General features: G+C 33.1%; 18 protein-coding genes. 8 read left to right on the plus strand and 10 right to left on the minus strand.

Translation table 11 applies throughout. The features are described 5' to 3' along the window. Window positions 1-48 precede the first annotated feature (48 nt). The 5 genes from ROY99_04720 (at window position 49) to ROY99_04740 (ending at window position 5360) form a co-directional block, all read left to right on the plus strand. Complete coding sequence (locus ROY99_04720; protein MDT3695673.1) at window positions 49-957, plus strand: pyridoxal-phosphate dependent enzyme; 909 nt, start codon at window positions 49-51, stop codon at window positions 955-957. A gap of 112 nt (window positions 958-1069) precedes the next feature. Next, complete coding sequence (locus tag ROY99_04725; GenBank protein ID MDT3695674.1) at window positions 1070-2548, plus strand: ATP-binding protein; 1479 nt, start codon at window positions 1070-1072, stop codon at window positions 2546-2548. 26 nt (window positions 2549-2574) lie between these two features. Continuing rightward, a complete protein-coding gene (locus ROY99_04730; GenBank protein MDT3695675.1) occupies window positions 2575-4002 on the plus strand; it encodes an MFS transporter in 1428 nt (475 codons plus the stop codon). Between the two features lie 48 nt (window positions 4003-4050). Then, a complete protein-coding gene (locus tag ROY99_04735) occupies window positions 4051-5085 on the plus strand; it encodes a serine protease (protein MDT3695676.1) in 1035 nt (344 codons plus the stop codon). Between the two features lie 68 nt (window positions 5086-5153). Beyond that, window positions 5154-5360: a hypothetical protein gene (locus ROY99_04740; protein MDT3695677.1), complete on the plus strand. Its 207-nt coding sequence runs from the start codon at window positions 5154-5156 to the stop codon at window positions 5358-5360. Here ROY99_04740 and mnmA read toward each other — a convergent pair. From mnmA to ROY99_04770, 6 genes are all read right to left on the minus strand, one after another. Then, window positions 5347-6396 carry a tRNA 2-thiouridine(34) synthase MnmA gene (gene mnmA, locus ROY99_04745; GenBank protein ID MDT3695678.1) on the minus strand — a complete coding sequence of 350 codons (1050 nt, stop codon included), beginning with the start codon at window positions 6394-6396 and terminating at the stop codon, window positions 5347-5349. The genes ROY99_04740 and mnmA overlap by 14 nt on opposite strands. Further along, complete coding sequence (locus tag ROY99_04750) at window positions 6393-6899, minus strand: hypothetical protein (GenBank protein MDT3695679.1); 507 nt, start codon at window positions 6897-6899, stop codon at window positions 6393-6395. Before ROY99_04750 ends, mnmA begins: the two co-directional genes overlap by 4 nt. Window positions 6900-7015: 116 nt before the next feature. Continuing rightward, the gene (locus tag ROY99_04755; GenBank protein MDT3695680.1) at window positions 7016-7471 is read right to left on the minus strand and encodes a DUF4920 domain-containing protein; all 456 of its coding nucleotides are present in this window, start codon (window positions 7469-7471) and stop codon (window positions 7016-7018) included. Window positions 7472-7488: 17 nt separating this feature from the next. Further along, a complete protein-coding gene (locus ROY99_04760) occupies window positions 7489-8310 on the minus strand; it encodes a hypothetical protein (protein ID MDT3695681.1) in 822 nt (273 codons plus the stop codon). A 9-nt stretch (window positions 8311-8319) separates the two neighbouring features. Next, complete coding sequence (locus ROY99_04765) at window positions 8320-9681, minus strand: PhoH family protein (GenBank protein MDT3695682.1); 1362 nt, start codon at window positions 9679-9681, stop codon at window positions 8320-8322. Between the two features lie 179 nt (window positions 9682-9860). Further along, window positions 9861-11831, minus strand: a complete 1971-nt coding sequence (locus ROY99_04770) for a tetratricopeptide repeat-containing sensor histidine kinase (protein ID MDT3695683.1) — start codon at window positions 11829-11831, stop codon at window positions 9861-9863. A gap of 318 nt (window positions 11832-12149) precedes the next feature. Here ROY99_04770 and carA point away from each other — a divergent pair, with 318 nt between their 5' ends. Together carA and carB are read left to right on the plus strand one after the other, a co-directional pair. Next, entirely contained in the window at window positions 12150-13226 is a 1077-nt protein-coding gene (gene carA / locus ROY99_04775; GenBank protein MDT3695684.1) for a glutamine-hydrolyzing carbamoyl-phosphate synthase small subunit, read from the plus strand. 104 nt (window positions 13227-13330) lie between these two features. Next, window positions 13331-16528 (plus strand): carbamoyl-phosphate synthase (glutamine-hydrolyzing) large subunit, encoded by a 3198-nt coding sequence (carB, locus tag ROY99_04780; GenBank protein ID MDT3695685.1) that lies wholly within the window; start codon window positions 13331-13333, stop codon window positions 16526-16528. 73 nt (window positions 16529-16601) lie between these two features. On the opposite strand, the gene ROY99_04785 is transcribed toward carB, so the two are convergent. Both ROY99_04785 and ROY99_04790 read right to left on the minus strand, forming a co-directional pair. Then, entirely contained in the window at window positions 16602-17027 is a 426-nt protein-coding gene (locus ROY99_04785; GenBank protein ID MDT3695686.1) for a CBS domain-containing protein, read from the minus strand. 234 nt (window positions 17028-17261) lie between these two features. After that, window positions 17262-17993 (minus strand): ABC transporter ATP-binding protein, encoded by a 732-nt coding sequence (locus ROY99_04790; protein MDT3695687.1) that lies wholly within the window; start codon window positions 17991-17993, stop codon window positions 17262-17264. Between the two features lie 166 nt (window positions 17994-18159). Between ROY99_04790 and ROY99_04795 the strand changes: the two genes are divergently transcribed. Continuing rightward, window positions 18160-20586 (plus strand): S49 family peptidase, encoded by a 2427-nt coding sequence (locus ROY99_04795; protein MDT3695688.1) that lies wholly within the window; start codon window positions 18160-18162, stop codon window positions 20584-20586. Between the two features lie 103 nt (window positions 20587-20689). Here ROY99_04795 and ROY99_04800 read toward each other — a convergent pair whose 3' ends face one another. Further along, entirely contained in the window at window positions 20690-21202 is a 513-nt protein-coding gene (locus ROY99_04800; protein ID MDT3695689.1) for a HEAT repeat domain-containing protein, read from the minus strand. Window positions 21203-21221: 19 nt separating this feature from the next. Further along, complete coding sequence (locus ROY99_04805; GenBank protein ID MDT3695690.1) at window positions 21222-23675, minus strand: plasma-membrane proton-efflux P-type ATPase; 2454 nt, start codon at window positions 23673-23675, stop codon at window positions 21222-21224. Window positions 23676-24272: the final 597 nt, after the last annotated feature.

The following is a 24272-nucleotide window of genomic DNA, read 5'->3' on the forward strand; positions in this document are numbered from 1 at the left end:
GACTTGATTGATAAATTTATTAGTTTCTGATTGGAAAAACCGAATAAAATGAATTTATTAAATCCCAATACACCTTTAATAGAAATATTTGATGATCTCTTTACAAAAAAGCAAATTCGAGTTTTTGTAAAGCGTGAAGATCTTACAGATCAGTATATCTCTGGTAATAAGTGGTATAAACTAAAATATAATTTGATTGAAGCTGAGAAACTTGGCTTTAGAACTCTTCTTACATTTGGTGGTGCTTTCTCAAATCATATTCACGCCGCAGCAGCCGCAGGGAAAAAATTTGGTTTCAAAACTATCGGAGTTATAAGAGGAGAAGAGCATCTGCCGTTAAATCCTACCCTGTCATTTGCTAATGAAAATGGAATGTATCTTGAATACATTGATAGAGCATCTTACAGAAAAAAATATGATCATGAATTAATCCAAAAATGGAAAAATAAGCATGGTGATTTTTATTTAATCCCCGAGGGCGGATCAAATCATTTGGCTGTAAAAGGATGTGCTGAAATAATATCATCAATAAATATAAAGTTTGATTATGTATGCTCTGCCTGCGGTACCGGAGGGACATTAGCAGGTTTAATACTGGGTCTTAATAAAAATGCATTTGCATTAGGCTTTTCTGTACTAAAAAGCGGTGAGTTTTTGAATCAAAATATCAGCTCTTTTCTAAAATACTTTGATGCTGATGATTTTAAGAACTGGAAGATAAATTTGGATTTTCATTTTGGCGGATATGCAAAGGTAACTAAAGAACTTATTGAGTTCTGCAATATTTTTTTGAAAAAACATAATATAACTATCGAACCAATTTATACCGGTAAAATGTTTTATGGATTATTTGATCTGATTAAAAGAGATTATTTCCCAACGAATTCTTCAATTATCGCAATTCATACAGGCGGATTACAGGGGTTGGAAGGCTTAAAATTCAGAAAGAAGATATAATTCCAAAAAGTTATTACAATTTTCAAAAATATATTAAACCTTAAAAGCAGGTTGATTGATATTTTATTAGATTAACCACTGAAAATTTTAAGTTTTAACTTTATTGAGTTTTATGGATTCTGATATAGTCCTGATTGCAATTACTGATATTGATTTATTAAAAATTCTCGAAAAAGAGTTAGCCACAAAAAAATATACAGTATTAACTGCTGAACCTGATCAGAGATTATTTGATTCTATTTCTGCTAAAGCACCTTCTGCTCTGGTATTAGATATAAATCTTATAAATAATAATTCAAGAGTTGAGCTTGCTGACAGAATAAAAAAGATATATGACCTGCCGATTATTTTTCTTTCCGATTCTCCTGAAGAAAAAATATATGAACAAGCCAGACTTATTAATCCAACAGCATTCTTTTCTAAACCTTTTGATTCTAAAAACATTACAAGAGCAATTGAGCTTGGTATTAACAATCACAGGTTCCATAAAGAGATTGCAGATATTAAGAACAAATATGAGCTAGTCATTAGAGCTGCTAATGCCGGAGTTTACGAAATTGATCCTATAACTTTGGAAATTGATGCGGATGAACAGTTTATCAAAATATTTGGATATACAAAAACTGAAGTTAAAGAGCTTGGCTGGGGCTCTTTAATGCCTATTGAAGATTTTAATAAAAAGAAAGAGCTTCTTAGTGATTTACTACATGGCAAAATTGGTTCATATTGTATTGAACATAGAGTTATTAAAAAAAATGGCGAAATTGCCTGGGCTGTTTCCAGCGGGTCTCTTTCAAAAGATTCTAACGGCAAATCAAAAATAGTTGGAACACTTACAGACATTACAGAGAGAAAAATTGTAGAAGAAAAATTAAAAGAATATTCGGAAGAACTTAAACAAAGAAATTCGGCAAAAGATAAATTCTTTTCTATTATATCGCACGACCTTCGGAATCCGTTTAATTCACTTTTAGGATTTTCTGAGCTGCTTGCCAATAATATTGAAGACCTTACTGAACAAGAAATAAAAGATTCCGCAAAGAGTCTTAACCGCACGGCAAATCATTTATTTAACCTGCTTACAAACTTGCTTGAGTGGTCGCGGCTACAGACAGGTAATTTCCTGATGGAGAAAACAGATTTTAGTTTAAGCACTATCATAAATTACATTCTTGATGTTTACTCTAGCCCAATTTCTGAAAAGCAAATAAACATTATTAAAGAAACCGATTGTGAAATAAATCTTTTTGCAGATAGAAATATGATTGAAGCTGCAATAAGAAATGTTATTTCAAATGCAATTAAATACAGCAATATTGGCGGAACAATAAAAGTTGGATGCAGAATTAATGATAATACTGCAGAGGTATATGTAGAAGATAATGCTGTTGGTATTGCGATTGAAGATCAGGAGAGATTATTTAAGATTGATAGACAGTTTTCAACTGAAGGTACTAACTGTGAAAAAGGAACCGGCTTTGGATTACTGCTTGCTAAAGAACTTTTAGGAAAAAACGACGGCTCTATAAAATTTACTAGCACAATAAATGTTGGTTCAACATTTATAATTTCATTGCCGCTTACTAAATAATTAAAATACTTTTATCCGGGATTTATATGTCTGAAAATCAAACTGCACAACAAACAACAGAAACTGCAACGGCAAAAAGCATAATTAGAGAGTTAACTCAGCCATTTAAGGATTTATTTAAAGCTTCAAGAGCATTGTGGGGAATTAATCTATCCTATCTTTTAGAAGGAATAACTTACTTTGGTGTGGTTGGGTATCTGGTTATCTACTTTACAGATTTTATTAAACTGGATGATATCAGAGCCGGACAAATGGTTGGATTTCAAACAGCTGGTATTACACTTGCAATGTTATTCCTTGGCGCAACAGTAGATTGGATCGGTGTAAGAAAATCACTTCTGTACTCTTTGGGTTTTATGTTAATTGGAAGAGTATTCCTTACACTTGTACCCGATATTACTTCCAATACCGGATTATGGTCATCAGCGCATCTGATAGCAATGCTTGGTTTGTTAGGAATTATACTCGGTTATGGAATTTATCAGCCGGCATGTTATGCAGCAGTTAAACAGTTTACTAACGAAAAAACTGCTGCGATGGGTTATGCAATGTTATATGCAATCATGAATCTTGGCGGATTTCTTCCGGGAATTATTGCCCCGCCAATCAGACAATCTTTTCAGAACGATAGGGAAGGAATGCTTGCTGTTATGTGGGTGTATGTTGGACTAACTGTTTTGGGAATTATTATTGTTGCAGTAATTTTAACTAAAAAGACCATTGAAAAAACAATTCTTGAAGTAAGTGTTGAAACCAAAGAAAAAATAGAAGCAGATAAAAAAGAAGAAGAAGAGAAATCTTCCAAAGAGAAAATTCTTTTTTATCTTAAGAATTTTCCGATTAAAGATGCAAGATTTATGTATTTCATTTTTATACTTATTCCTGTTCAAACATTATTTGCACATAATTGGTTAACACTCCCAGTATATTATAAACGGGCGTTTACAGGAGTTGTATCTGATAATTTTGAATTCTTTACCAACTTCAATCCCTTATTAATTTTCATTCTTACTCCGATGGTTGCAGCATTAACAGTAAAACGCGATACTTATAAAATGATGATCTTGGGAACATTTGTAATGGCATTTCCAACATTCATTCTTACGTTAGGTCCAACAATTTTTAATGTTTTTGCCTTTTTGATTTTGATGACAATCGGAGAAGCAATGTGGCAGCCAAGATTTTTACAATGGGTTGCAGAAATTGCACCTAAAGGAATGACCGGTATTTATATGGGAATCGGTCAATTTCCCTGGTTCTTAACTAAAGTTGTAACCAGTTTGTATTCAGGCTGGTTCTTGATGACATACGCACCGGATGGCATACCGCCGGAACAAATGAATACAGAAACTATGTGGTTTATATACGGCTGTATTGCAATGGTTAGCACTATTGGATTATTATTAGCCCGTAAATGGATGATGAAAGGATTCAAGGTTAAACACGAAGGGTAAAGGTTTAATGAAATAATGGAATTGTGGAATTGTGAAGTTTTGAAATATATGAAAAAGAAATTTTATAAAATCTTTATATGCATATTATTTCTGATTTCTGCCGGATGTTCAACAGTTTCCTATGAGACTATCTATCCGACACTTATTGATGGAAAATATGATAGTGAGTTTCCGTACAAATCTACCTCTGAAGAATTAAAAAAAATAAGCGAAACGATACAACGAATTAACACTACTGCTTTCTACAAAATTTATATTTTTCATCAGGAAGAAAATATCACGGTTGAAGATCTAAAGAGCATTAAACTTTCTCAAAAGGCGGAAAGGGAATTAATTGCCGATAATTCTGCTGCCGGAACCGCTGTTGTTCTTTACTCTTCAAACGGCAATGTTGCTTTACTCACTTGTGCTCATACACTTACATTTAAAGATACAGTTTATTCTTTTCGATTACAGGATAACGGCAGCTATTCACAATATCTCGAGTCGATTCTTATTAAAGAAAAACAGGTTATTTATGTTGCAGGTTTTCCTGAAGGAAGCCAGCTAGACATTCTCGCGATAGATGATGAGACTGATCTTGCATTAATTGGTAAAAGTTATGGAGCACAGCAAAAAGTTTTCTATCCGGTTTTTAACTATCCTTTTGGAAATGCAAAAGAAGTTGAGTGGGGAACTTTTGTTTATTTGCTCGGATATCCGATTAATTATAAGATTATTACTAAGGCAATTGCCAGCTATCCTAAAAAAGAAGGTGACGGTTCATTTTTTGTTGATGCAGTAATTAATCCTGGATTTAGCGGAGGACCTGTACTGGCTATTCGTGATGGTGTTCCAAACTTCGAGTTAATTGGAATAGTTCAGTGGGTTCCTGAGGAAGAAGAAAGTCTTGTTTATCCTCAAAAATTAAACAGCCATTCTGTTTATAATCCTGTGGTTCCATATAAAGGCGATTTGTTTGTAAAAAAACATAAATCAATACGATATGGAATTGCTAAAGTTATTCCTGTTGAGAACATATTAAAATTTATTCTTTCTAATAAAACAGAGCTGAATAAAAAAGGCTTTTACATTTTCGAATAGAAAATTTTTTTTGTTTTAGTAACTTTTTCTCCTTTCTGAACGTCTTATTTATTAATACCGATATTGAAATGAAAAAAGAAATTGAGCAAATATCTTTAAAAATTGTCTGTCCTGTTTGTAATAAATCAATCTCAGAAATATGGATAGCAAAAATGGATTCAGTAATTGGGATTAGATATGCTTACATCTGCTGTAAGTGTGATCATTTATTGAAGATTTCTAAGGAAAGATTTTCTGACAGTTCAATTAATTCATTAATCACTATTCAAGAATAATGCTTCCGCCTATACAAATATCATCTTTGTAAAAAACAGCAAACTGACCGGCGGCAATGCCAAGATCTTCTTTTTCCAGAGTAACAAATCCTTTGTCATTATTTACTTCAAGGCTGCATTGATAAGATTTTTCACCGTGTCTTATTTTTACTCTTAATCCATTGTTAGGTGGAGTATCATTTATTATCCAGTTAAATTTTCCAACCGAAAAAGTTTTTCGAGCACGCTCAGTTAAATTTTCCCGCGAAATATAAATGATATTATTCTGAACATCTTTCCTAACAACAAACCAAGGACCGCCACCTAATCTTAAACCCGAGCGCTGACCGATTGTATAAAAGTAATATCCTTTATGTTTGCCCATTACTTTACCGTTGTCAATATCAATGATATCTCCTTCAATTTCTCCAAGATGATGTTTGATAAAATCAGTGAACTTAATTTTTCCCAAAAAACAGATTCCCTGACTGTCTTTCCGCTTCATATTTGGCAGATCATATTTTTCTGCTAATGCTCTTATTTCTCTTTTAGTAAAAGAGCCGACAGGGAACATTGCCCTGCTTAACTGGTTTTGAGTTAAGTATGCAAGAAAATAAGTTTGATCTTTTACCGGATCGGGTGAAGTTTTTAATAAATACTGATTGTTCACTTTTTCGGCTTTAGCATAATGCCCTGATGCAACCTTTTCAAATGAATTATCAATTTTGTTAAGAAACTGTCCGAACTTAATTAATCTATTGCAGAACATATCGGGGTTGGGTGTTCTTCCTTCTTTGATTTCAGAAATTGTGTAAGAGACCACAGAATCCCAATACTCGTTTTGCATATTGATAATTTCAAGCTGTGTATCAGCTTGTTTACAGACTGCCCGGGCAAATTCAAGATCCTCTTCCCAGGGGCAATCACCAAGAAACGAAAACTCATCCTGCAGCCAAATCTTAAGATAAAAAGCAGTTACATCGTATCCTTCATCTTTCAAAATACGAAGAGCAACAGAACTATCAACTCCACCTGAAAGCAGAACAGCAACTTTCATTTTACTTTTTTACTCCGTTTGACCTTTACTGCTTCTAATTTACCAATCACATCATCATAGATTTTTTTATCAACTGTGCTCAGAATTATTGTAATCAGTTTATTGGAATTTATCATCCTGTCAAAAAATCCGATACAAATTTTATTTTTCCCATCGCAAACTTTCATTAAACCTCTGTATCTGGCATCAAAAATACCTCCGGTTAAAGATTCAATATCTTTGAAATAAATAGTTATTGTTTTTCTTCTGAAGATAAACTCAGAACAGATCATCTTCTGCTCATCAGCTTCTATTTTGTATGGTACCAGTTTATAAAAAATAAAATAATTTTTGTTTATGTAGTAAAGCAGAAATAATGAAATTATAAATGGAAGCAGCAATAATAAATTATTATCAAGATTAATTGCCAATGATACTAAGTAGAAAACAAGTAAAACAGACACAACAAGATTTGCGTACCGGTAAATAAGCTTCCAAAACCACGAGTAAGTATAAACTTGCATAAACTTTTATAATCTTTTTAATCAAATTTACTCAAGAGAATATAAAGGTTAAAACGAATTGTGCAGAAATAAGAAAGGGCTCATCAGAGCCCTTAATTATCAATTAAAGTTATTTGTCAATTAATCTCAGCTCCAAGACCTTTAATCTGATAAATTGTTACTGGTCCTGTAACCGTTGATGGATCAAAAGTAACGCCTTGTTCTGCTGCTACGTGCTCATAATACTCTAACGCTTCTTCCTTTGTGAGATTTATTTTATAAACAGTTCCTTCTACAACTGCAGTTTTTCCCTTCGCTTCAACCGGAAATACAATATCTCCGTCTTTAACTTTTATTTTGATTTTCTGATTTTCAGCATCACTTTTTAATTCCATCCAACACCCAGCCATTGAGCAAACATCAAGAATTTCGCCTTCTACCAGAACTGTTTTGTCAATAAACTCCTCAGGGTTTGCCAATATTTTTGAAATACTGGTTTTGTCTTTAAGAGTAATTTCTCTTCCTAATTTTTCTGTTTGTGAAAAAGCAGAAAAAGAAGTTATCATTATCAGAAATAAAATTAGTTTATTCATATCATCTCCTTTTTTGATTAAAATTTAACAGTAATTTTATCTTTAAATTCTACTTTAATACCTTTAGTGTCTCCGACAATTTCTTTGAACTCTTCCATTGATTCAGGTTTTTTCTTTTGCAGGTTTTTCATTACTTCTTTGTTTTTTATTAATTCAGAAAAATCTACCTCAAGCAATGTTATGGTATTACCTTCAACAAAGGAAGCATCAGTTTCATTAATATTATTATTAAAGTTAATAAAAGTAGAAATCTTCAGTCCATCAAACATACCGGTTAATTTTTCAAGCTCCTGATTATTAAAGGTTGAATCTTCATATTCAGAAGTATCTTCTACATCATCGCTGCTTTTATGTTGTGGCTTCGGAAAATCAACTTCTAATACAGCGGGATTTCCTTTTGAAAATTTAAATTTTATAAAATCATTATCTGTAGTTGTATCTTCAGATTCTGCAGTATTTTCTCCGAAAGGAATCTTGTCTTCGGGACTTGGGTTTAGTTTGATTTTATTAATGTCTGTAAATGAATAAAGGGCTTTAAAACCTTCATAACCCGGAATTGAAAATTTTTCGCCCGAAACATATTTAACATCTTCTCCAAAATCAGAGACTCTTTCTTTTAATATGTCTTCATTAAACATATTAAACTCTTCTGTTTTAGCGGAGTCAAAAGCTGCAATAAATTCTTTCATCATGTTAATAAATTCAGTTTTCATCAAAACAGTTTCTTCAATTGTTCCGCTTCCATCCTGATTAAGATTTACTTTGGTATCAACCTGCAAACAGCCGCTGAATAATGTAATTGTAATAAGTCCGGCTAAAACAAATTTTATTTTTTTCATAATATTCCTTTATAAAAGATTACTTGCTAATTCAGCTAATTCAGAACGCTCACCTTTTTCAAGATTAATGTGAGCATATAATTTTTGTCCTTTAAATCTATCAATAAGATACGAAAGTCCATTCGATTGTCCATCAAGGTATGGATGATCAATTTGATAAACATCGCCCGTAAAAACAATTTTTGATCCTTCACCAGCACGTGTGATAATTGTTTTAATTTCATGCGGAGTAAGATTTTGTGCTTCATCAACAATAAAGAAAATTCTTTGCAGGCTTCTGCCTCTAATGTAAGATAACGGTTCTATTACCAGCTTTTGATCTTTAACCATAGTATCAATTGCGGTATGTTGTTTATCGTGTTCAGGAAACTGATCCTGAATAACTTTTAAATTATCCCATAAAGGCTGCATATAAGGTGCAAGTTTGCTTTCAACATCTCCCGGCAAAAATCCAATATCTTTGTTGCTTAAAGGAACTATTGGACGGGCAATAAAAATCTGCCGGTAACTTTTTTTAACATAAAGTGCGGCAGCTAATGCAAGTAATGTTTTACCTGTGCCGGCTTTACCTGTAAGGGAAACAAGTCTTATTTCCGGATTTATCAAAGCATCAACTGCAAATGTTTGTTCGGCATTTCTTGGGGTTATTCCATATACAGTAGTTTTATCAATCTTAATCAGTTTTTCCCGGGTTGAGTTTAAATGAGCCAATACTGATCTGAACTGATTTTTTAGAATGAAATATTTGTTAGGAAATGCTTCGCCGTTTAGTTTCTTTAAAAGTTTATTGGAGTTTACTTCATACGGCGGATGAAACAAATTTAAAAGAACATCGTCATCAAAATTTTCAATTATAGCTTTTCCGCTGTAGAGTTCTTCGATACTTTTTACTCTGTCAGTCGTATAATCTTCGGCAATTATCCCAAGAGCCTTTGCTTTCATCCTGAGGTTTACGTCTTTTGTAACAAGTATAACCTGAGATTTGTTTTTTAATCTATTCTGCCATTCGTATGCAACACTTAAAACACGATGATCCGGTGTATCATCAATGAAAACATCGCGTATAGCTGGTGAAATTCCTTTAGAGATAGCAATACGCAGTTTTCCTCGCCCTTTGCCCATCGAAATGCCGCCATTAAACAAAGCCGATCCGGTTATTGAATCAAGAGTTCGTGCAAACTGACGGGCATTCAGATTGATAACCTGACTTCCGCGTTTAAATTGATCAAGTTCTTCTATTACAGTTAGAGGTACGATTACATTATTTTCCTGAAACATATTTATTGATTCTGCATCGTGCAAAATTACATTTGTATCAAGGACAAAAGTTTTTGGTTCTTTTTTTGTTTTAGGAGTTTTTTTTATCGGCATAATAATATGATTGATTTAATTTAAAAGTGAAGACCACGATTAAAAGGTTGGGTATATTGTAATTGATTGTTGTAAAACTGTTGCTCAAAACAGCAGATGATTCCGTTTTTTTGATTTATATGCAAAAATCTGAAATTGGATTATCAATATCAATTGATATTTAATCGAAAAATTTACTATCAGAAGCCCTTAGATACCGGAATTGTTATTAAAAACTCTGTTCCTTTATTAATTTTACTTTTAACTTCAATATTCCATTTAAGTATATCAATCAGATCTTTTACAAGTACCAGTCCTAAACCAGTTCCGGCTTCGCCCATAGTTCCCCTGCCGGTCTGCATTTCGCCAAGTAAAAAAATATTTCTTAACTGGGATTCGTCAATTCCGATACCATGGTCTTTAATCGAAAGGGTGTAATGGTCATTATTATCTTTTACAGAAATAATTATTTCACTCAATGAATTTGAAAACTTGATTGCATTATTTATCAGATTGCCGATAATAGTTTGTATCATAAATTTATCTGAGTTAACAACTATTTCGCTAGAAAGGTTAGTAACTATTTTTATCTTTTTGTTTTGTGCAGATTGCAGATATGGAGTTATTGCTGATTCAATTACATCTGATAAAATAAGCTCTTCCGGATACATTTCGATCTTTTGATTAGATAGCCTTGCCCATGTCAAAAGATTTTCAAGTAGTACTATAAGATTCTTTGATGAAACATTCATCTGGCTGACAATTTCTTTTTTATCTGAGTTGCTTAATCTGTCAAAATCGTGTTCCAGCAAATCTGAAATGTTAACAAAAGCTGCAATGGGATTTCTTAAATCGTGTGCAATTATTGAGAAGAACTTATCTTTTGTTGCGTTTAAGTTTGCAAGCTCATCATTCTTTTGACTGATTTGCTTTCTTTGAATATTAACTTCTTCGTGTTTTATGAATAATTCGTTTCTGGTTTTAAGAATATTATTTCTGTTTCTTAAAAGCACCCAGATAAAAATAATTGATGCCACAGTAAACAAAGAAATGATCAATGCAATTATTCTTTGAAAATCTATAATTTTCTTTTGCAGTTCATTTTCAACTTTCAATATCTCTGATTCACTCTCAACTTTTTTCAACTCATTTTTTGTTTTTATATCAGCTATCATCTTAGTGTTAGATATGGTAAATAAACTATCACTGATTGTTTTATACTTTTGATGATATTCAAAAGCGTCTTTATAGTTTCTTTTCTTTGCGTATAAAGATGATAATCTGCCATAGATTACACTTAGATCAGTTAGCGAATTTAGTTCCTCAGAAAATTTCAATGCGGACTTAAAGTATTCTTCAGATTGATCAAGCTTATTGGTTGTTAAGTAGAAATGTCCAAGGTCAGTAAGTGAATGGATTATCTCAAGTTTAAAATCGGTTTTTTCAGCGAGCAGCAAAGATTCCTTAAAATATTTTTCAGCTTGATTATTGTTTTGCTTTTCAAGTTCAATTTTTCCCAAGCTGGAGTATACCCATATTAAACTTTTTGTGTCATTGGAAGCTTTGGAATTTTCAAGAGCTTTTTTAAGATACTCCTCAGCCTTTACATGGTTTTTTAATGTTAAATACACCTCTGCAATATAACTTTGAAGTAAAGCTATTACGGCTTTGTTATTTTCATTAACTGTTTCTAAAGCCTCAAGATAATATTTTAAACTGTTGTCAAGATCGCCGTTATTATCATAAGTAACACCAATATTAAGAAGGGTATTAACTATTGTTTCATTATCGCCGACCTTTTTTGCATAATCGAGCGAGTAAAAGAAAATCTTAAATGTTTGTTCAACATTACCTTTCAGATTCTGATTTATTGCCTGCGAATTAAAAACTCTAATCAAACTCAATGAATCTTTAAGTTCTTCATAAATTGGTATTGCTAATTCATATTGTATGTCAGACTCTGCTATTTTGCCAAGATGCCATAATGCTACACCTTTGTTAAAATATGCATCGGCAAGACTCCACTCTTCATCAGATTCTTTTGCAAGTTCAATCGCTTTATCAAGATATTGAAGTGCTTCATTAGGATTCTCAGATGATAAAAAATATCCGGCTTCTATTAATAGCTTTATCTTCTCTTTTCCTTTTGCAGTGGATAAAAGAGTCTTCAATGAATCAATTTCTGACTGAGTGAAAACTGTTGCAGATGAGATGAAGAGAAATATTAAGATTGTCAGAAAGAATATTTTAGTTTGATTAATAAGACCCAAAATGCCGCCAATAATTCTCTATGAAATTATTTTTCTTTATTAAATTCTTAAAAGATTATTATATATTTACAGACAAAAATAACGATGCCTTTGCTCAAAAACTATTTAATACTAGCTGTTGGAAATTGAAGATTAGCCGCTTTAGGAGTGGCTATTTTTTTAAATTGAGTTTTTATTATCAGGAATTATGAATTGTAATTGAAAATATTTAATAGAATTATGGCTAAACAAAAAACAAAAGCAAAACTGATACTTGAAGATGGAAGTGAATTTTACGGATTTAGTTTTGGATATGAAGCAAATACCAACGGAGAAGTTGTTTTTAATACCGGAATGGTTGGTTATCCTGAAACAATGACTGATCCGTCGTATAGAGGACAAATCCTGGTTTTTACTTTTCCAATGATTGGAAATTACGGAGTTCCGCCCAAAGAAAAAGAATATGGGTTATTAAAGAATTTTGAATCTGATATTATCCAATGCCGTGCTGTAATAGTTTCAGAATATTCTTTTAATCATTCGCATTGGAGTGCAGAGAAATCTTTATCCGATTGGATGATTGAAGAGAAAATTCCGGGTATTTATGGAATTGATACAAGAATGCTTACAAGAAGGTTAAGAGATAAAGGAACAATGCTTGGTAAAATTGTAATTGATGAAAAAAGTAAAATTGAATTTCAGGATCCGAATCAAACAAACCTTGTAAGCGAAGTTAGTGTTAAAGAAGTCGTTGAATATAAAGCCGGCAAACAAAAAATTATTCTCGTTGATTGCGGAACAAAGAACAATATAATCAGAGCTTTTCTTGGAAGAAATATTACAGTAATTCGCGTTCCTTATGATTATGATTTTACTAAAACTGATTCAAATGGAATTGTAATTTCAAACGGTCCAGGTGATCCAAAACTCAATAAAGTTACAATTGCTAATGCTAAAAAAGCTATGGAACTTGGTAAGCCAATTCTTGGAATCTGCCTTGGTTCTCAGATTCTTGCACTTGCCGCAGGTGCAAATACATACAAATTAAAATATGGTCATCGCGGTCATAATCAACCCTGTAATGAACTTGGTACAAAGCGATGCTACATCACTTCGCAAAATCATGGTTATGCAGTTGATTCGAAAACTTTAACTGAAGACTGGCGTGAATGGTTTATCAACGATAACGATGGAACCAATGAAGGAATAATTCATATTTCAAAACCTTTTTTTGCATCTCAGTTTCATCCGGAAGCTTCTCCAGGACCAGATGACAGCGAATTTATTTTTGATATGTTCGTCAGAGCATTAAAATAAACCCGCTCAGCGGCTTTCTGCGTATTGCAGTGTTTTTATATTTAAGGATTATCACAGTGGGATTGAATGAAAAGAAACAGACTTACACTTAGAAAGAAAGATCTATGATCAAAAAAGGAAAACCTAAAAAAGTTTTAATACTTGGCAGCGGCGCCTTACAAATCGGCCAGGCGGGCGAGTTTGATTATTCAGGCTCACAGGCAATTAAGGCTCTTAAAGAAGATGGAATAACAACAGTTCTGGTTAATCCGAATATTGCAACAATTCAAACTTCAGAAAATTTTGCTGATAAAGTTTACTTTGTTCCGATTAAAACCGATTTTGTTGAAAAGATAATTATTAAAGAACAGCCCGATTCTATCTTATTACAATTTGGCGGACAAACGGCACTTAATGTTGGTGTTGATTTATATGACAAAGGAATTTTAGAAAAATACAACATCAAAGTTCTTGGAACTCCGGTTGATACAATTAAAGATACTGAAGACAGATTGCTGTTTGCTGAACGAGTTTCGGAAGTTGGATTAAAAGTAGCACGAAGTAAAACAGCTATAAGCGTTGATGATGCTGTAAAAGCTGCAGAAGAAATTGGTTTCCCTGTAATGGTTCGTATTGCTTATGCTCTTGGCGGATTAGGTTCTGGGATTGTGAACGATAAAGAAGAGCTGATTGAAAAAGCAAAAAGAGCATTCTCTTTTACAAATCAGATATTGATCGAAGAATCATTATATGGCTGGAAAGAAATTGAGTATGAAATTGTTCGGGATAAGTATGATAATTGCATTACTATCTGCTCAATGGAAAATATTGATCCGATGGGGATACATACCGGAGATAGTGTTGTTATCGCACCGGTTCAAACGCTTTCAGCAAAAGAAAATTTTAAACTTCGCTCAATTGGTATAAAACTAATACGTCATCTTGGGATTATCGGCGAGTGCAATATACAATATGCACTTAATCCAAACTCGGAAGATTACAGAATAATAGAAGTTAATGCCCGATTGAGCCGAAGCTCGGCACTCGCATCAAAAGCTACAGGTTATCCTCTTGCCTTTATTGCAACAAAACTTGCACTTGATTATGCACTGAATGAAGTTGCAAACATTATTACTCAAGAGACCTCAGCCAACTTTGAACCTACTCTTGATTATGTAGCGTTAAAATTTCCACGCTGGGATTTACAAAAATTTCAGCAAGTAAGCACATTGCTTGGCTCTGAAATGAAATCAGTCGGCGAAGTAATGTCTTTAGGAAGAAGCTTTGAAGAAGTTTTACAAAAAGCAATTCGTATGCTTGATGTTGGTATGAATGGATTTGTTGGTAATAATATTAGTTTTAACGATCTCGATAAAGAATTATCCGAGCCCTCGGATAAAAGAATTTTTGCAATTGCTCAGGCTTTACAACAAGGATATTCTGTTGATAGAATTCACGAGCTTACAAAGATTACAAAATGGTTTTTGTATAAGATGAAAAATATTGTTGACCTGCAAGAGGAAATTGCTGGTAATGATATTACATCAATTGATTTTGGTTTAATGAAAGAACTAAAACAAACCGGATTTTCTGATATTCAAATTTCACAAGCAACAAATACAAAAGAGCTTGAAGTCAGGTCATATCGAAAATCATTAAATGTTATCCCTGTTGTAAAACAGATAGATACAATGGCGGCAGAGTTTCCTGCACAAACAAATTATCTTTATTTAACTTATCACGGAGTTGAAGATGATATTCATCTTGGAGAAAAAGATCAGATTGTTGTTTTGGGCAGCGGGGCTTATCGGATTGGTTCATCTGTTGAGTTTGACTGGTGTTGTGTTAATGCTGTTAATCAGGTAAATAAAAGCGGTTTTAAATCCATAATGATTAACTGTAATCCCGAAACTGTAAGCACCGATTATGATATTTGTGATAAGCTTTATTTTGAACAACTAACATTTGAAAGAGTCCTTGATATTTATGATAAAGAAAATCCAAATGGAATAATTGTTTCTATGGGAGGTCAGGTTCCCAATAATCTTTCAGTAAAACTGCATAATGCAGGAATAAAAATCATAGGCACATCTCCAGAGCAAATTGATAATGCAGAAAGCAGACATAAGTTTTCAAAAATACTTGATGAAATTGAAGTTGATCAGCCTGAATGGAAAGAAGTTACAAAGCTGGATGATGCAAAAACTTTTGCTGAAAAAGTTGGATATCCTGTCTTAATCAGACCAAGTTATGTGCTTAGCGGTGCTGCAATGAGTATTGTGCTTACAGAAGACGAACTTGAATTTTATCTGAAGAAAGCAACTGAATTAAACACAGAACATCCGGTTGTTATTAGTAAGTTTATTACCGATGCGCGAGAGATTGAAGTTGATGCTGTTGCAAATGGAGGCGAGCTGTTTTGTTATGCAATATCAGAACACGTTGAAAACGCCGGTGTTCATTCAGGTGATGCAACTCTTGTTCTGCCGCCGCAACGTACCTATCTTGAAACAATGCGTAAAGTAAAAATAATTACAAAGAAAATTGCCAGAGCATTAAAAATAACCGGGCCTTTTAATATTCAGTATATTGCAAAAGATAATAAGGTAAAGGTTATAGAATGTAATCTCCGGGCATCAAGAAGTTTTCCTTTTGTTTCAAAAACGCTGAAAATTAATTTTATAGAAATTGCAACAAGATTAATGCTTGGTGAAAAAGTACCGCACATTGATAAATCCTCATTTGATCTTGATTATGTCGGGGTTAAAGCTTCACAATTTTCTTTTACAAGATTAAAAGGCTCTGATCCGGTTACAGGTGTAGAAATGTCGTCAACAGGAGAAGTTGCTTGTCTTGGAGATGATTTTAACGAGGCATTTTTAAAAAGTCTTTTTGCAATCGGACAAAAAGTTCCAACGAAAGGAGTGTTGCTTTCTACTGGTACTCCTAAAAATAAAGCTGAACTTATTGATGAGCTAAAAGCCTTACAAACAATGGGATTAGAGTTTTACGGTACAAAAGGCACTTCCGATTTCTATAAAGAAAATGGTAGTATAGATATTAAAGTGCTGTTTCGTCCGCTTGATAATCAGGAACCCAGTATATTAAGTTATATGGCAAATGGTAAGATTGATTTAGTTATTAACATTCCGAAAACAACTGAAAAAGTTGAACTGGATAGCGATTATATTATCAGACGAAAAGCAGTTGACCTTAATATTCCGCTTTTTACAAATATTCAGATAGCTAAAAGATTTGTTAAAGCATTAAAGAACTATACACTCCAAACTCTTCCGGTTAAGAGTTGGGATGAATATGAGTAAAGACTATTTAAAGTACTTTTAACCTTAAGCCGCGGGTTTGCCTAACCTTTGACAATTAGCTGAAAAGATATTCTTATTTTGAATAAATGTAATTATGCAGCACCTCAACAGTTGTTCTGCAATGATGAAGATCAATTTCAAGAAGATCACGAACAGAAAGCACTCCGGCAAGCTTCTCGTTATCGATTATCAGAATGTGTCTGATCTTTGCCTCTTTCATTTTTGCAAGAACTGCTTCGGTTGATTCATCAATTTTTGCCACAATAAGATTAGTGCTCATTACATCACTAACCAGGGTTGTGTTTAAATCTTTTTCTTTGGCTATAACCCTTTTAACTAAATCCCGTTCTGAAAAAACACCAACTAGCATATCATCTTTCATAACAGGAACAAGTCCAACACCTCTGTTAGCCAGCTTGCTTACAGTTTCTTTTACGGATGAATCAGACTGGACTGTAAAAATTTCACGTCCTTTTAAAATCTCTCTAATTGATTCCATTTTCAGCTCCTTGTAAAAAATGATAGTTATTTAAAGCGAAAGTAAAAAAATATTTGACATTTACAAATTATTAATGAGCCCTAAATTGTATGATTTTGAAAAGGGAAAAAAATGCGGTATTCTTTAGATAGTTAATTGAAATAATCAAATCTGAATCAGTATTTGCAAATGTTGGGTTTTTCAGATGGGCAATAAAGTAGTTAATAAAATAAGATCATAGGGGATCCAGATTTATTAAATTTCGGTTCTTCTTATAAAATCTTCGATCACTTTATCAGAAGAATTAACCAATTCCTCAGGTGTGCCGGTAAAATAAATAACTCCTTCGTGCATCATTGCAACTTTTTTTGCAACATTTTTAACGCTGTACATATCGTGAGTTACAACAATAGAAGTAACCTTCAATTTATCAGCAAGGTCTTTAATTAAATGATCTATTGAGTCTGACATTATAGGATCAAGCCCGGTAGTAGGTTCATCATATAAAATATAGTTTGGGTTTGTTACTAATGCACGAGCCAATGCAACTCTTTTTTTCATACCGCCTGAAAGTTCTGATGGTTTTAAATTAAGAATACCGGTTAAACCGACAAGCTCTAATTTTTCATTTACAATTTTTAAAATATCATTCTTTGTATATCCGTTTTTGGACTCAACAAGCGGCAGGGAAACATTTTCAAATACTGTCATTGAATCAAAAAGAGCAGAGCCCTGGAAAAGAAATCCGAAATTTTTTCTAAGCTCGTACAATTCTATTTGAGAAAGATCAGATACAATTTTACCCTCAACTTTTACAAACCCATAATCCGGCTCTAATAATCCTACAATGTGTTTTATTAAAACGCTTTTCCCGCAGCCGCTTCTGCCGATAATAACAATTGTTTCACCGGCTTCAATTGAAAGATTAACGCCTTGTAAAACTTTTTTGCTTCCAAAGCTTTTTTGTAAATCATTTATTTCAATCATAAAACTATTTTTGTTAACCGAACAAAAATAAATAAAAAGTATTATTTATAATCAGATTATTTTGCAGTGGAATGACTAATCTAATTTTTAATTAGTCTCAATCATTTATTGTTCATTATTTCTTAATTTGTCATATTCAATTTTCAAAATGTATTAAGGTAAAAATATGTTTAGAAAAGTCGTTTATATTACAATCTTTATATTAACAGCCGCATTTAATCAGGCTCAGATTAGATTTCCATCTTATTATTCACAGAATGATATGGAATTTGCAACTCCGGGAACTATCCTGTTCAGCTTGGGAGGGTACAGTAATCCTGCAATACTATCCTTTACAGAACAACCGAACTTACTTTTTACCTGGAATGATCTTAATGCAGATTTTAATGATTTCAATAATTACAGCTTGTTTGCTTCTATGCCATATTTTGGTTTTAGTATGGTTGATAGAAAAGAAAGTGGTTATTCAATAACAGATTACAAAATTTCTACTGCTTTCGGTTCTTCGTCTTTTAGTTTTGGTTTGGGTTATGGCTGGTCTTCCGGCGATATAATTCATTTTGACAGATCCAATGTTCTGACAATCGGGACAATATACAGACCTGTAAACTTTTTATCATTCAGCTTAATCGGAAATCTTCCGGCAAATAATGAGCGGGAAGGAATTATTGGAGTAGGATTAAGACCGTTTGGTAATTACAATCTTACTTTGTTTGGAGATTATCTCTTTACTCAGGATACTATTCCTGAAAATGTTAATTGGAGTGCAGGTGCAATTTTTGAACCGGTTGATGGGCTTAGAATTATCGGGCGTTACTTTGAAGCTAAAGCTTTTAATGTTGGAGTTCAGCTTGGTTTTGGAGCATTAGGTATATCAACAATAACTCATTTTAACAACGATGCAAAGCACTCTTACAATACTTATGGAATCAGACTCGGTGCAAGAGACAGAAATCTTCTGAATGTATTTAAAAGTGATAATTCTTTTGTTGAAATTAATCTGGCAGGAGGACTAAAATATCAGAAATTTAAATTTTTTGATAACTCTAATACTTTATTCAATATAATTGAACAGCTTGATGCCGTGATTAAGGATAACTCGGTTTCAGGTATTGCTATTAACTTGTCAGGTGCAAACATCAACAAGGAAATGCTTTGGGAGTTGCGCGAAAAATTAAAAGAGATTAAATATTACGGTAAAAAAGTTTATGTGTATGTTGATCGTGCAGGAATTGAATTATATCATTTTGCTTCTGTTGCTGATAAGATTATTCTTGATCCGATGGGAACTATTTCTTTAGAAGGATACCTGATGGGCAGAACCTTTTTTAAAGGCACACTTGATTTACTTGGACTTGGATTCCATGAACTCAGATATTTTAAGTATAAGTCCGCTGTAGAAAGTTTTTCACGCGAAGATTTTAGCGATGCTGACCGCGAGCAAAGGCAGAAGCTTGTTGATGATAATTTTAGCTTGGCTCAACGGGATATTTGTGAAGCAAGAAAGTTTTCTACTTCTTATTTTAACGAACTTGTTGATAGCAACGGTATATTTTTACCTGATGATGCAATAAAATATAAACTTGCCGATACACTTGCACGCTGGAGCGATATTTCTGAGATTATTAATAAATATGAAAAAGAAAATAAAAGTCTTATCAATGCCGGTTCACTTGATGAATTTGTATTACCGGATGATTATTGGGGTCCAAAACCTAAAGTTGCGTTAATTTATGCTATTGGCGGAACAAGTATGGACGATGGAATTAAGGCTTGGTCTCTTGTTAAATATGTTGAAGATGCAATAAATAGTAATAATGTTAAAGCGATCGTTCTTCGCGTAGATTCACCGGGCGGTGATGCACTTGCGGCTGATCTTATTGCTGAGGTTTTAAGAAAGGGGAAAGGAAAGAAGCCAATCATTGTTTCGCAGGGTTATGTTGCAGCATCCGGCGGTTATTGGCTTTCTATGTATGCAGATACAATTGTTGCAGCCCCAAATACAATAACTGGTTCAATTGGCGTTATCGGTTCTTTTATTTTCAATAAAACTCTTAAACAGAATATTGGGTTATCTACAGACTTTGTTAAAAAAGGAAAGTTTGCTGATCTTGGTTTTGGTGCTGTACTTCCTTTGATTGGCATATCATTACCCGACCGTGATTTTTCTGATGATGAACTAAAATTATCTGAAACTGTTATCAAAACAATGTATAAAGGTTTTGTTGATAAAGTTGCTTTAGGCAGAAACAAATCATTTAATGAAATTGAACAAATAGCACAAGGAAGAGTATGGTCCGGCAGTGATGGATTAAATAATGGTCTTGTTGATGTCCTTGGCGGGCTTGATACTGCAATTAAAATAGCCTTACAAAAATCAGGATTATTAAACAAAGAATATGAAATTATCCAATTACCAGAACCTGGCTGGTTTGATCTTAGCTCTTTGTTGCCTGATATTTTTAGAATTAAACAAAAAGTAAGCGAAGATCAGTTTATTAGAGATCTGAAATTTCGATTGCAGTATAATGGAATACCGATGCCGCTGCTGCCGATAGATTTTATTGATGATAATATGATAATAAGAGAGTAATAATTTTATCTGCACTGATAGAAGAATAACATTGTTTCTTTCTGACTCTGTTAAAGAGTGTTCTTCATCAGACTTTAAATCAATATAACTTTCTTACTCTTAATTAATATTTTCTTAACAACTCGATAACTAATGGTATTGCACCCGCTGCCCATTCAGAATTTTTAAGTGCAGATAATAATTTTTCTATCGGAAATCCGGCTGGGAGTTCATCTTTATCACGCAAATCATAAAAAACATGATGAACACCTTCTAAAATAAAAACGGAGTCTGATTTCTTTGTTAGTGTTTCAAGAAGCGGTTTAATTGATTGTTTGCCAAGTTTAATAAGTCCTTCTGCAGCTATCCAGCGGATACCTACTACGTCATCTTCTAAAGCCTGAATTAACAGCGGTATAGCAATCGCGTCTCCTATCTCCGCCAATGTTTTTACAGCTTCCCAACGATAGATATGTTTGGGATAAGAGACAAACTCTGCCAAATAATCTATTGAGTCTTTTCCTATCTTAACTAATTCTTCACGCGCTTTTTGTCTTTCCAAACCATTATTGCTTTTCAGACTACTGATCAGTTTCTTTATTTCTGTGTCTTTTATTTTTTTACTTTTGTTTTCCATTACTTAACCTTTAATAATTTTAGTTTTTGAATTTAATATCACGATGATCTAATATCTTATAGATTTTTACTTTTAAAAAATCAGTTATTAAAAAAGCAGCTAAAGCGTATCCCCATATAAATAAAGCCAGTTCCCAGGAAATTGGAGAAATAAACAATCCATACACTGCAACTAAAGTAGCAAGAATTTTTGTAATAACAGCAGCCCAAAACATAGTTGCACTTGGTTTGATTGACCAAAAAGGACCGCGTGTTCTCGTCAGAAAGATTGTTAAGTGACCTGCAATTGCCAGTTTAAGAAAAATAAAAGTCTGGATTGATTCTTTTGACAATCGTAGTACCTCTTGTCCAATATAAAATATTCCGAAAGAGCTGACAACTCCAATTAAACCCAGGAAAGTAGCCATACTCAAGATAATTCTCATATCCCATTTTTCCGGTTCATTGGAATACTTTACATTATCAAAAGCAATAGCCATTATTGGTGCATCATTAAATAATGCAAGAAGCACAATCATTACAGCAGTTACAGGATAAAAGTTAAACACAATTATTGTCAGTGCAATAAAAAACAGAACGCGTATGGTTTCAGTTATCCTGTAAATTGCAAAACTATTCATCCGTTGAAATATTTTGCGGCTTTCTTTTAATGCATCAATTATTACCGAAAGACCCGGCAGAGTTAGAACAATTGCGGCGGCTGATTTTGCTGCATCGGTTGCTCCTGCTACTGCAATTCCCACATCAGCTTTTTTAAGTGCCGGAGAATCATTTACACCATCGCCTGTCATTCCAACTATGTGTTTTGTTTCCTGAAGCAGCTCAACAATTTTGTATTTATGTTCAGGAAAAACCTGAGCAAAGCCATCCGATGTTTCAATAATTTTAATTGCCTCTTTTTCTGGTTTATCTATAAATGCAGAAGCTTCCTGAATATTAGTTTTCAGATTTACTTTTTTAGCAATTTGTTTTGCAATGGCAGTATGATCTCCGGTAATCATTTTAACTTTAACTCCCAAATCAAGTGCAGCTTTAATTGTTTCAGCAGAATCATCTCTGGGCGGATCAAACAGAGGAACCAAACCAACATATTCCCACTTACCTTGCTCATTAGTCTTTGCTGTGCCCAGTGTTCTGAAACCATTTAATGCAAATTCATCAACCTGTTTATTGATAAGCTCAGATGTTTTTTCTTTTTCAGAGTTTTCTAACAAAGCTAATATTACCTGAGGTGCTCCTTTAGTAATTTTAAATACTTTATTACTCTTATCTGATACAGTTACTTCGCATCTTTTTATTACAGGATCGAAAGGTATGAATTCTTTTATTTCATAAGATGATAATTTACCTGCCAACGTGCCAGCAGATTTTACTTTTTGTATAATGGCACTGTCAATAGGATCTTTATCTTCCTCTCTTGATGCAAGTGAAGCAAAAAGTAAAACATCATCCGAAGTAAAGTTTCCGAATGATTTCACATCAGCAAGAGTTAGCTTGTTTTTAGTAATAGTGCCGGTTTTATCTGAGCAAAGAATATCCATTCCTGCCATTTCTTCAATTGCAACCAGTTTGCTGACAATTGCTTTTTTCTTTGCTAAGTATGAAGCTCCAACTGCCATTGTAACAGATAATACCGCAGGCAATGCAACAGGAATAGCCGCAATTGTTAATACAAGACCAAACTGCAGCGTATCTAAAAATGATTCGTGTCTGTAAAATGATACTAAAAAAATTATTGAGATTATAAAAGCAGCAAGAATAATTAAGTAGTGACTGATTTTTATAATTGCTTTTTGAAAATGACTTATTGTTTTCGCCTCTTCGACAAGCTTAGCAGTTTTACCAAAAAAAGTGTTTAGTCCCGTTGCAACAATTACACCATCCATCTCACCCTGTTTTACTACTGAACCTGAATAAGCAATATCAGTTTTATGTTTTTCCACCGGCAAAGATTCACCGGTTAAAGCAGATTCATCAATTGAAACATACTCGCCTGAAAAGAGTTTTGTATCAGCAGGTACAACATCTCCCAATCTTATTCTGACAATATCTCCCGGGACAAGCTCTCTTGCAGGTATGCTATTCCAATTTCCATTTCGCTTAACCCGCGCATTAAGAGCAAGCCTTTGTTTTAGCAGACTTATTGCATCATCCGCTTTATATTCCTGCCAAAAACCAACGATGGCATTTAATAAAAGCAAAGCAAATATTATCCAGAAGTCCTCCCAATGCTTGATTATTGCAGAAAGAATAGCGGCAAATTCGATCATCCAGGGAATCGGACCCCAGAAGTAACTTAGAATTTTTAAAAGTGGATTTATCCGTTTTTCTTCAATCTCGTTAAAGCCGTATAGTTGAATTCTTTCCTTTACAGATGATTCAGAAATTCCGGAATCACCGGATTCAAATTTTTTAAATATTTCTTCAACAGAAAGATTTTTCTCCTCCTCATTATTTAAAATTTCCTTTTTCATTTATCTTATCCTTTCTAACAATATCTACAAGTAATAATCTGAGCGCAAATTTTTAGTAATATTTTTTATTGATACTTTTAATTATAGAACAAATTAAAAAAATACTATTAAATCAAGGTAAAAAGTCAATTGAAATTTAAATATGTGATTTCACTTGTAATATAGAGATGAAAAATAAAATGATTGGTGAATAATTATTCTCTTTACATCACTTAGCGAAAATTTCTTTTCATTCAAAGACAATAATTCAATTTTGATAAAAATAATAAACAGTATTTGAGTAAAATTATGTTTGAAAGAACTGAATAATTTTCGTTAGTGTTGTTCAAATTGTTTTTTCTGCGAAAATTAATGACAAGAAAGAAATCATAAACAAAGAAATAATAGAAGAGATAAAATCCGAAATAGAAAGACTCAAAAAATTAAAATAGTGTTTATGTCATTCAATTCAACCATGCAGGTAAGAAGTCAATAGATTAAGTAAATGTTCTTAATAATATTTTATTTTGAAACTAAAAGAATTATCTGCCGCTGTTTTGATTCCGAACTAATTCAGATACTGAGTGAATTCAGAAGTATCCTTGATTAGTCCGGAAT

The sequence above is a fragment of the Ignavibacterium sp. genome (assembly GCA_032027145.1).
Lineage (GTDB): Bacteria > Bacteroidota > Ignavibacteria > Ignavibacteriales > Ignavibacteriaceae > IGN3.

Excerpts from the sequence above, each read along its gene's own strand:
- ROY99_04720 (MDT3695673.1), top strand. The coding sequence starts at position 49 with ATGAATTTATTAAATCCCAATACACCTTTAATAGAAATATTTGATGAT.
- ROY99_04725 (MDT3695674.1), top strand. The coding sequence starts at position 1,070 with ATGGATTCTGATATAGTCCTGATTGCAATTACTGATATTGATTTATTA.
- ROY99_04730 (MDT3695675.1), top strand. The coding sequence starts at position 2,575 with ATGTCTGAAAATCAAACTGCACAACAAACAACAGAAACTGCAACGGCA.
- ROY99_04735 (MDT3695676.1), top strand. The coding sequence starts at position 4,051 with ATGAAAAAGAAATTTTATAAAATCTTTATATGCATATTATTTCTGATT.
- ROY99_04740 (MDT3695677.1), top strand. The coding sequence starts at position 5,154 with ATGAAAAAAGAAATTGAGCAAATATCTTTAAAAATTGTCTGTCCTGTT.
- mnmA (MDT3695678.1), bottom strand. The coding sequence starts at position 6,396 with ATGAAAGTTGCTGTTCTGCTTTCAGGTGGAGTTGATAGTTCTGTTGCT.
- ROY99_04750 (MDT3695679.1), bottom strand. The coding sequence starts at position 6,899 with ATGCAAGTTTATACTTACTCGTGGTTTTGGAAGCTTATTTACCGGTAC.
- ROY99_04755 (MDT3695680.1), bottom strand. The coding sequence starts at position 7,471 with ATGAATAAACTAATTTTATTTCTGATAATGATAACTTCTTTTTCTGCT.
- ROY99_04760 (MDT3695681.1), bottom strand. The coding sequence starts at position 8,310 with ATGAAAAAAATAAAATTTGTTTTAGCCGGACTTATTACAATTACATTA.
- ROY99_04765 (MDT3695682.1), bottom strand. The coding sequence starts at position 9,681 with ATGCCGATAAAAAAAACTCCTAAAACAAAAAAAGAACCAAAAACTTTT.
- carA (MDT3695684.1), top strand. The coding sequence starts at position 12,150 with ATGGCTAAACAAAAAACAAAAGCAAAACTGATACTTGAAGATGGAAGT.
- carB (MDT3695685.1), top strand. The coding sequence starts at position 13,331 with ATGATCAAAAAAGGAAAACCTAAAAAAGTTTTAATACTTGGCAGCGGC.
- ROY99_04785 (MDT3695686.1), bottom strand. The coding sequence starts at position 17,027 with ATGGAATCAATTAGAGAGATTTTAAAAGGACGTGAAATTTTTACAGTC.
- ROY99_04790 (MDT3695687.1), bottom strand. The coding sequence starts at position 17,993 with ATGATTGAAATAAATGATTTACAAAAAAGCTTTGGAAGCAAAAAAGTT.
- ROY99_04795 (MDT3695688.1), top strand. The coding sequence starts at position 18,160 with ATGTTTAGAAAAGTCGTTTATATTACAATCTTTATATTAACAGCCGCA.
- ROY99_04800 (MDT3695689.1), bottom strand. The coding sequence starts at position 21,202 with ATGGAAAACAAAAGTAAAAAAATAAAAGACACAGAAATAAAGAAACTG.
- ROY99_04805 (MDT3695690.1), bottom strand. The coding sequence starts at position 23,675 with ATGAAAAAGGAAATTTTAAATAATGAGGAGGAGAAAAATCTTTCTGTT.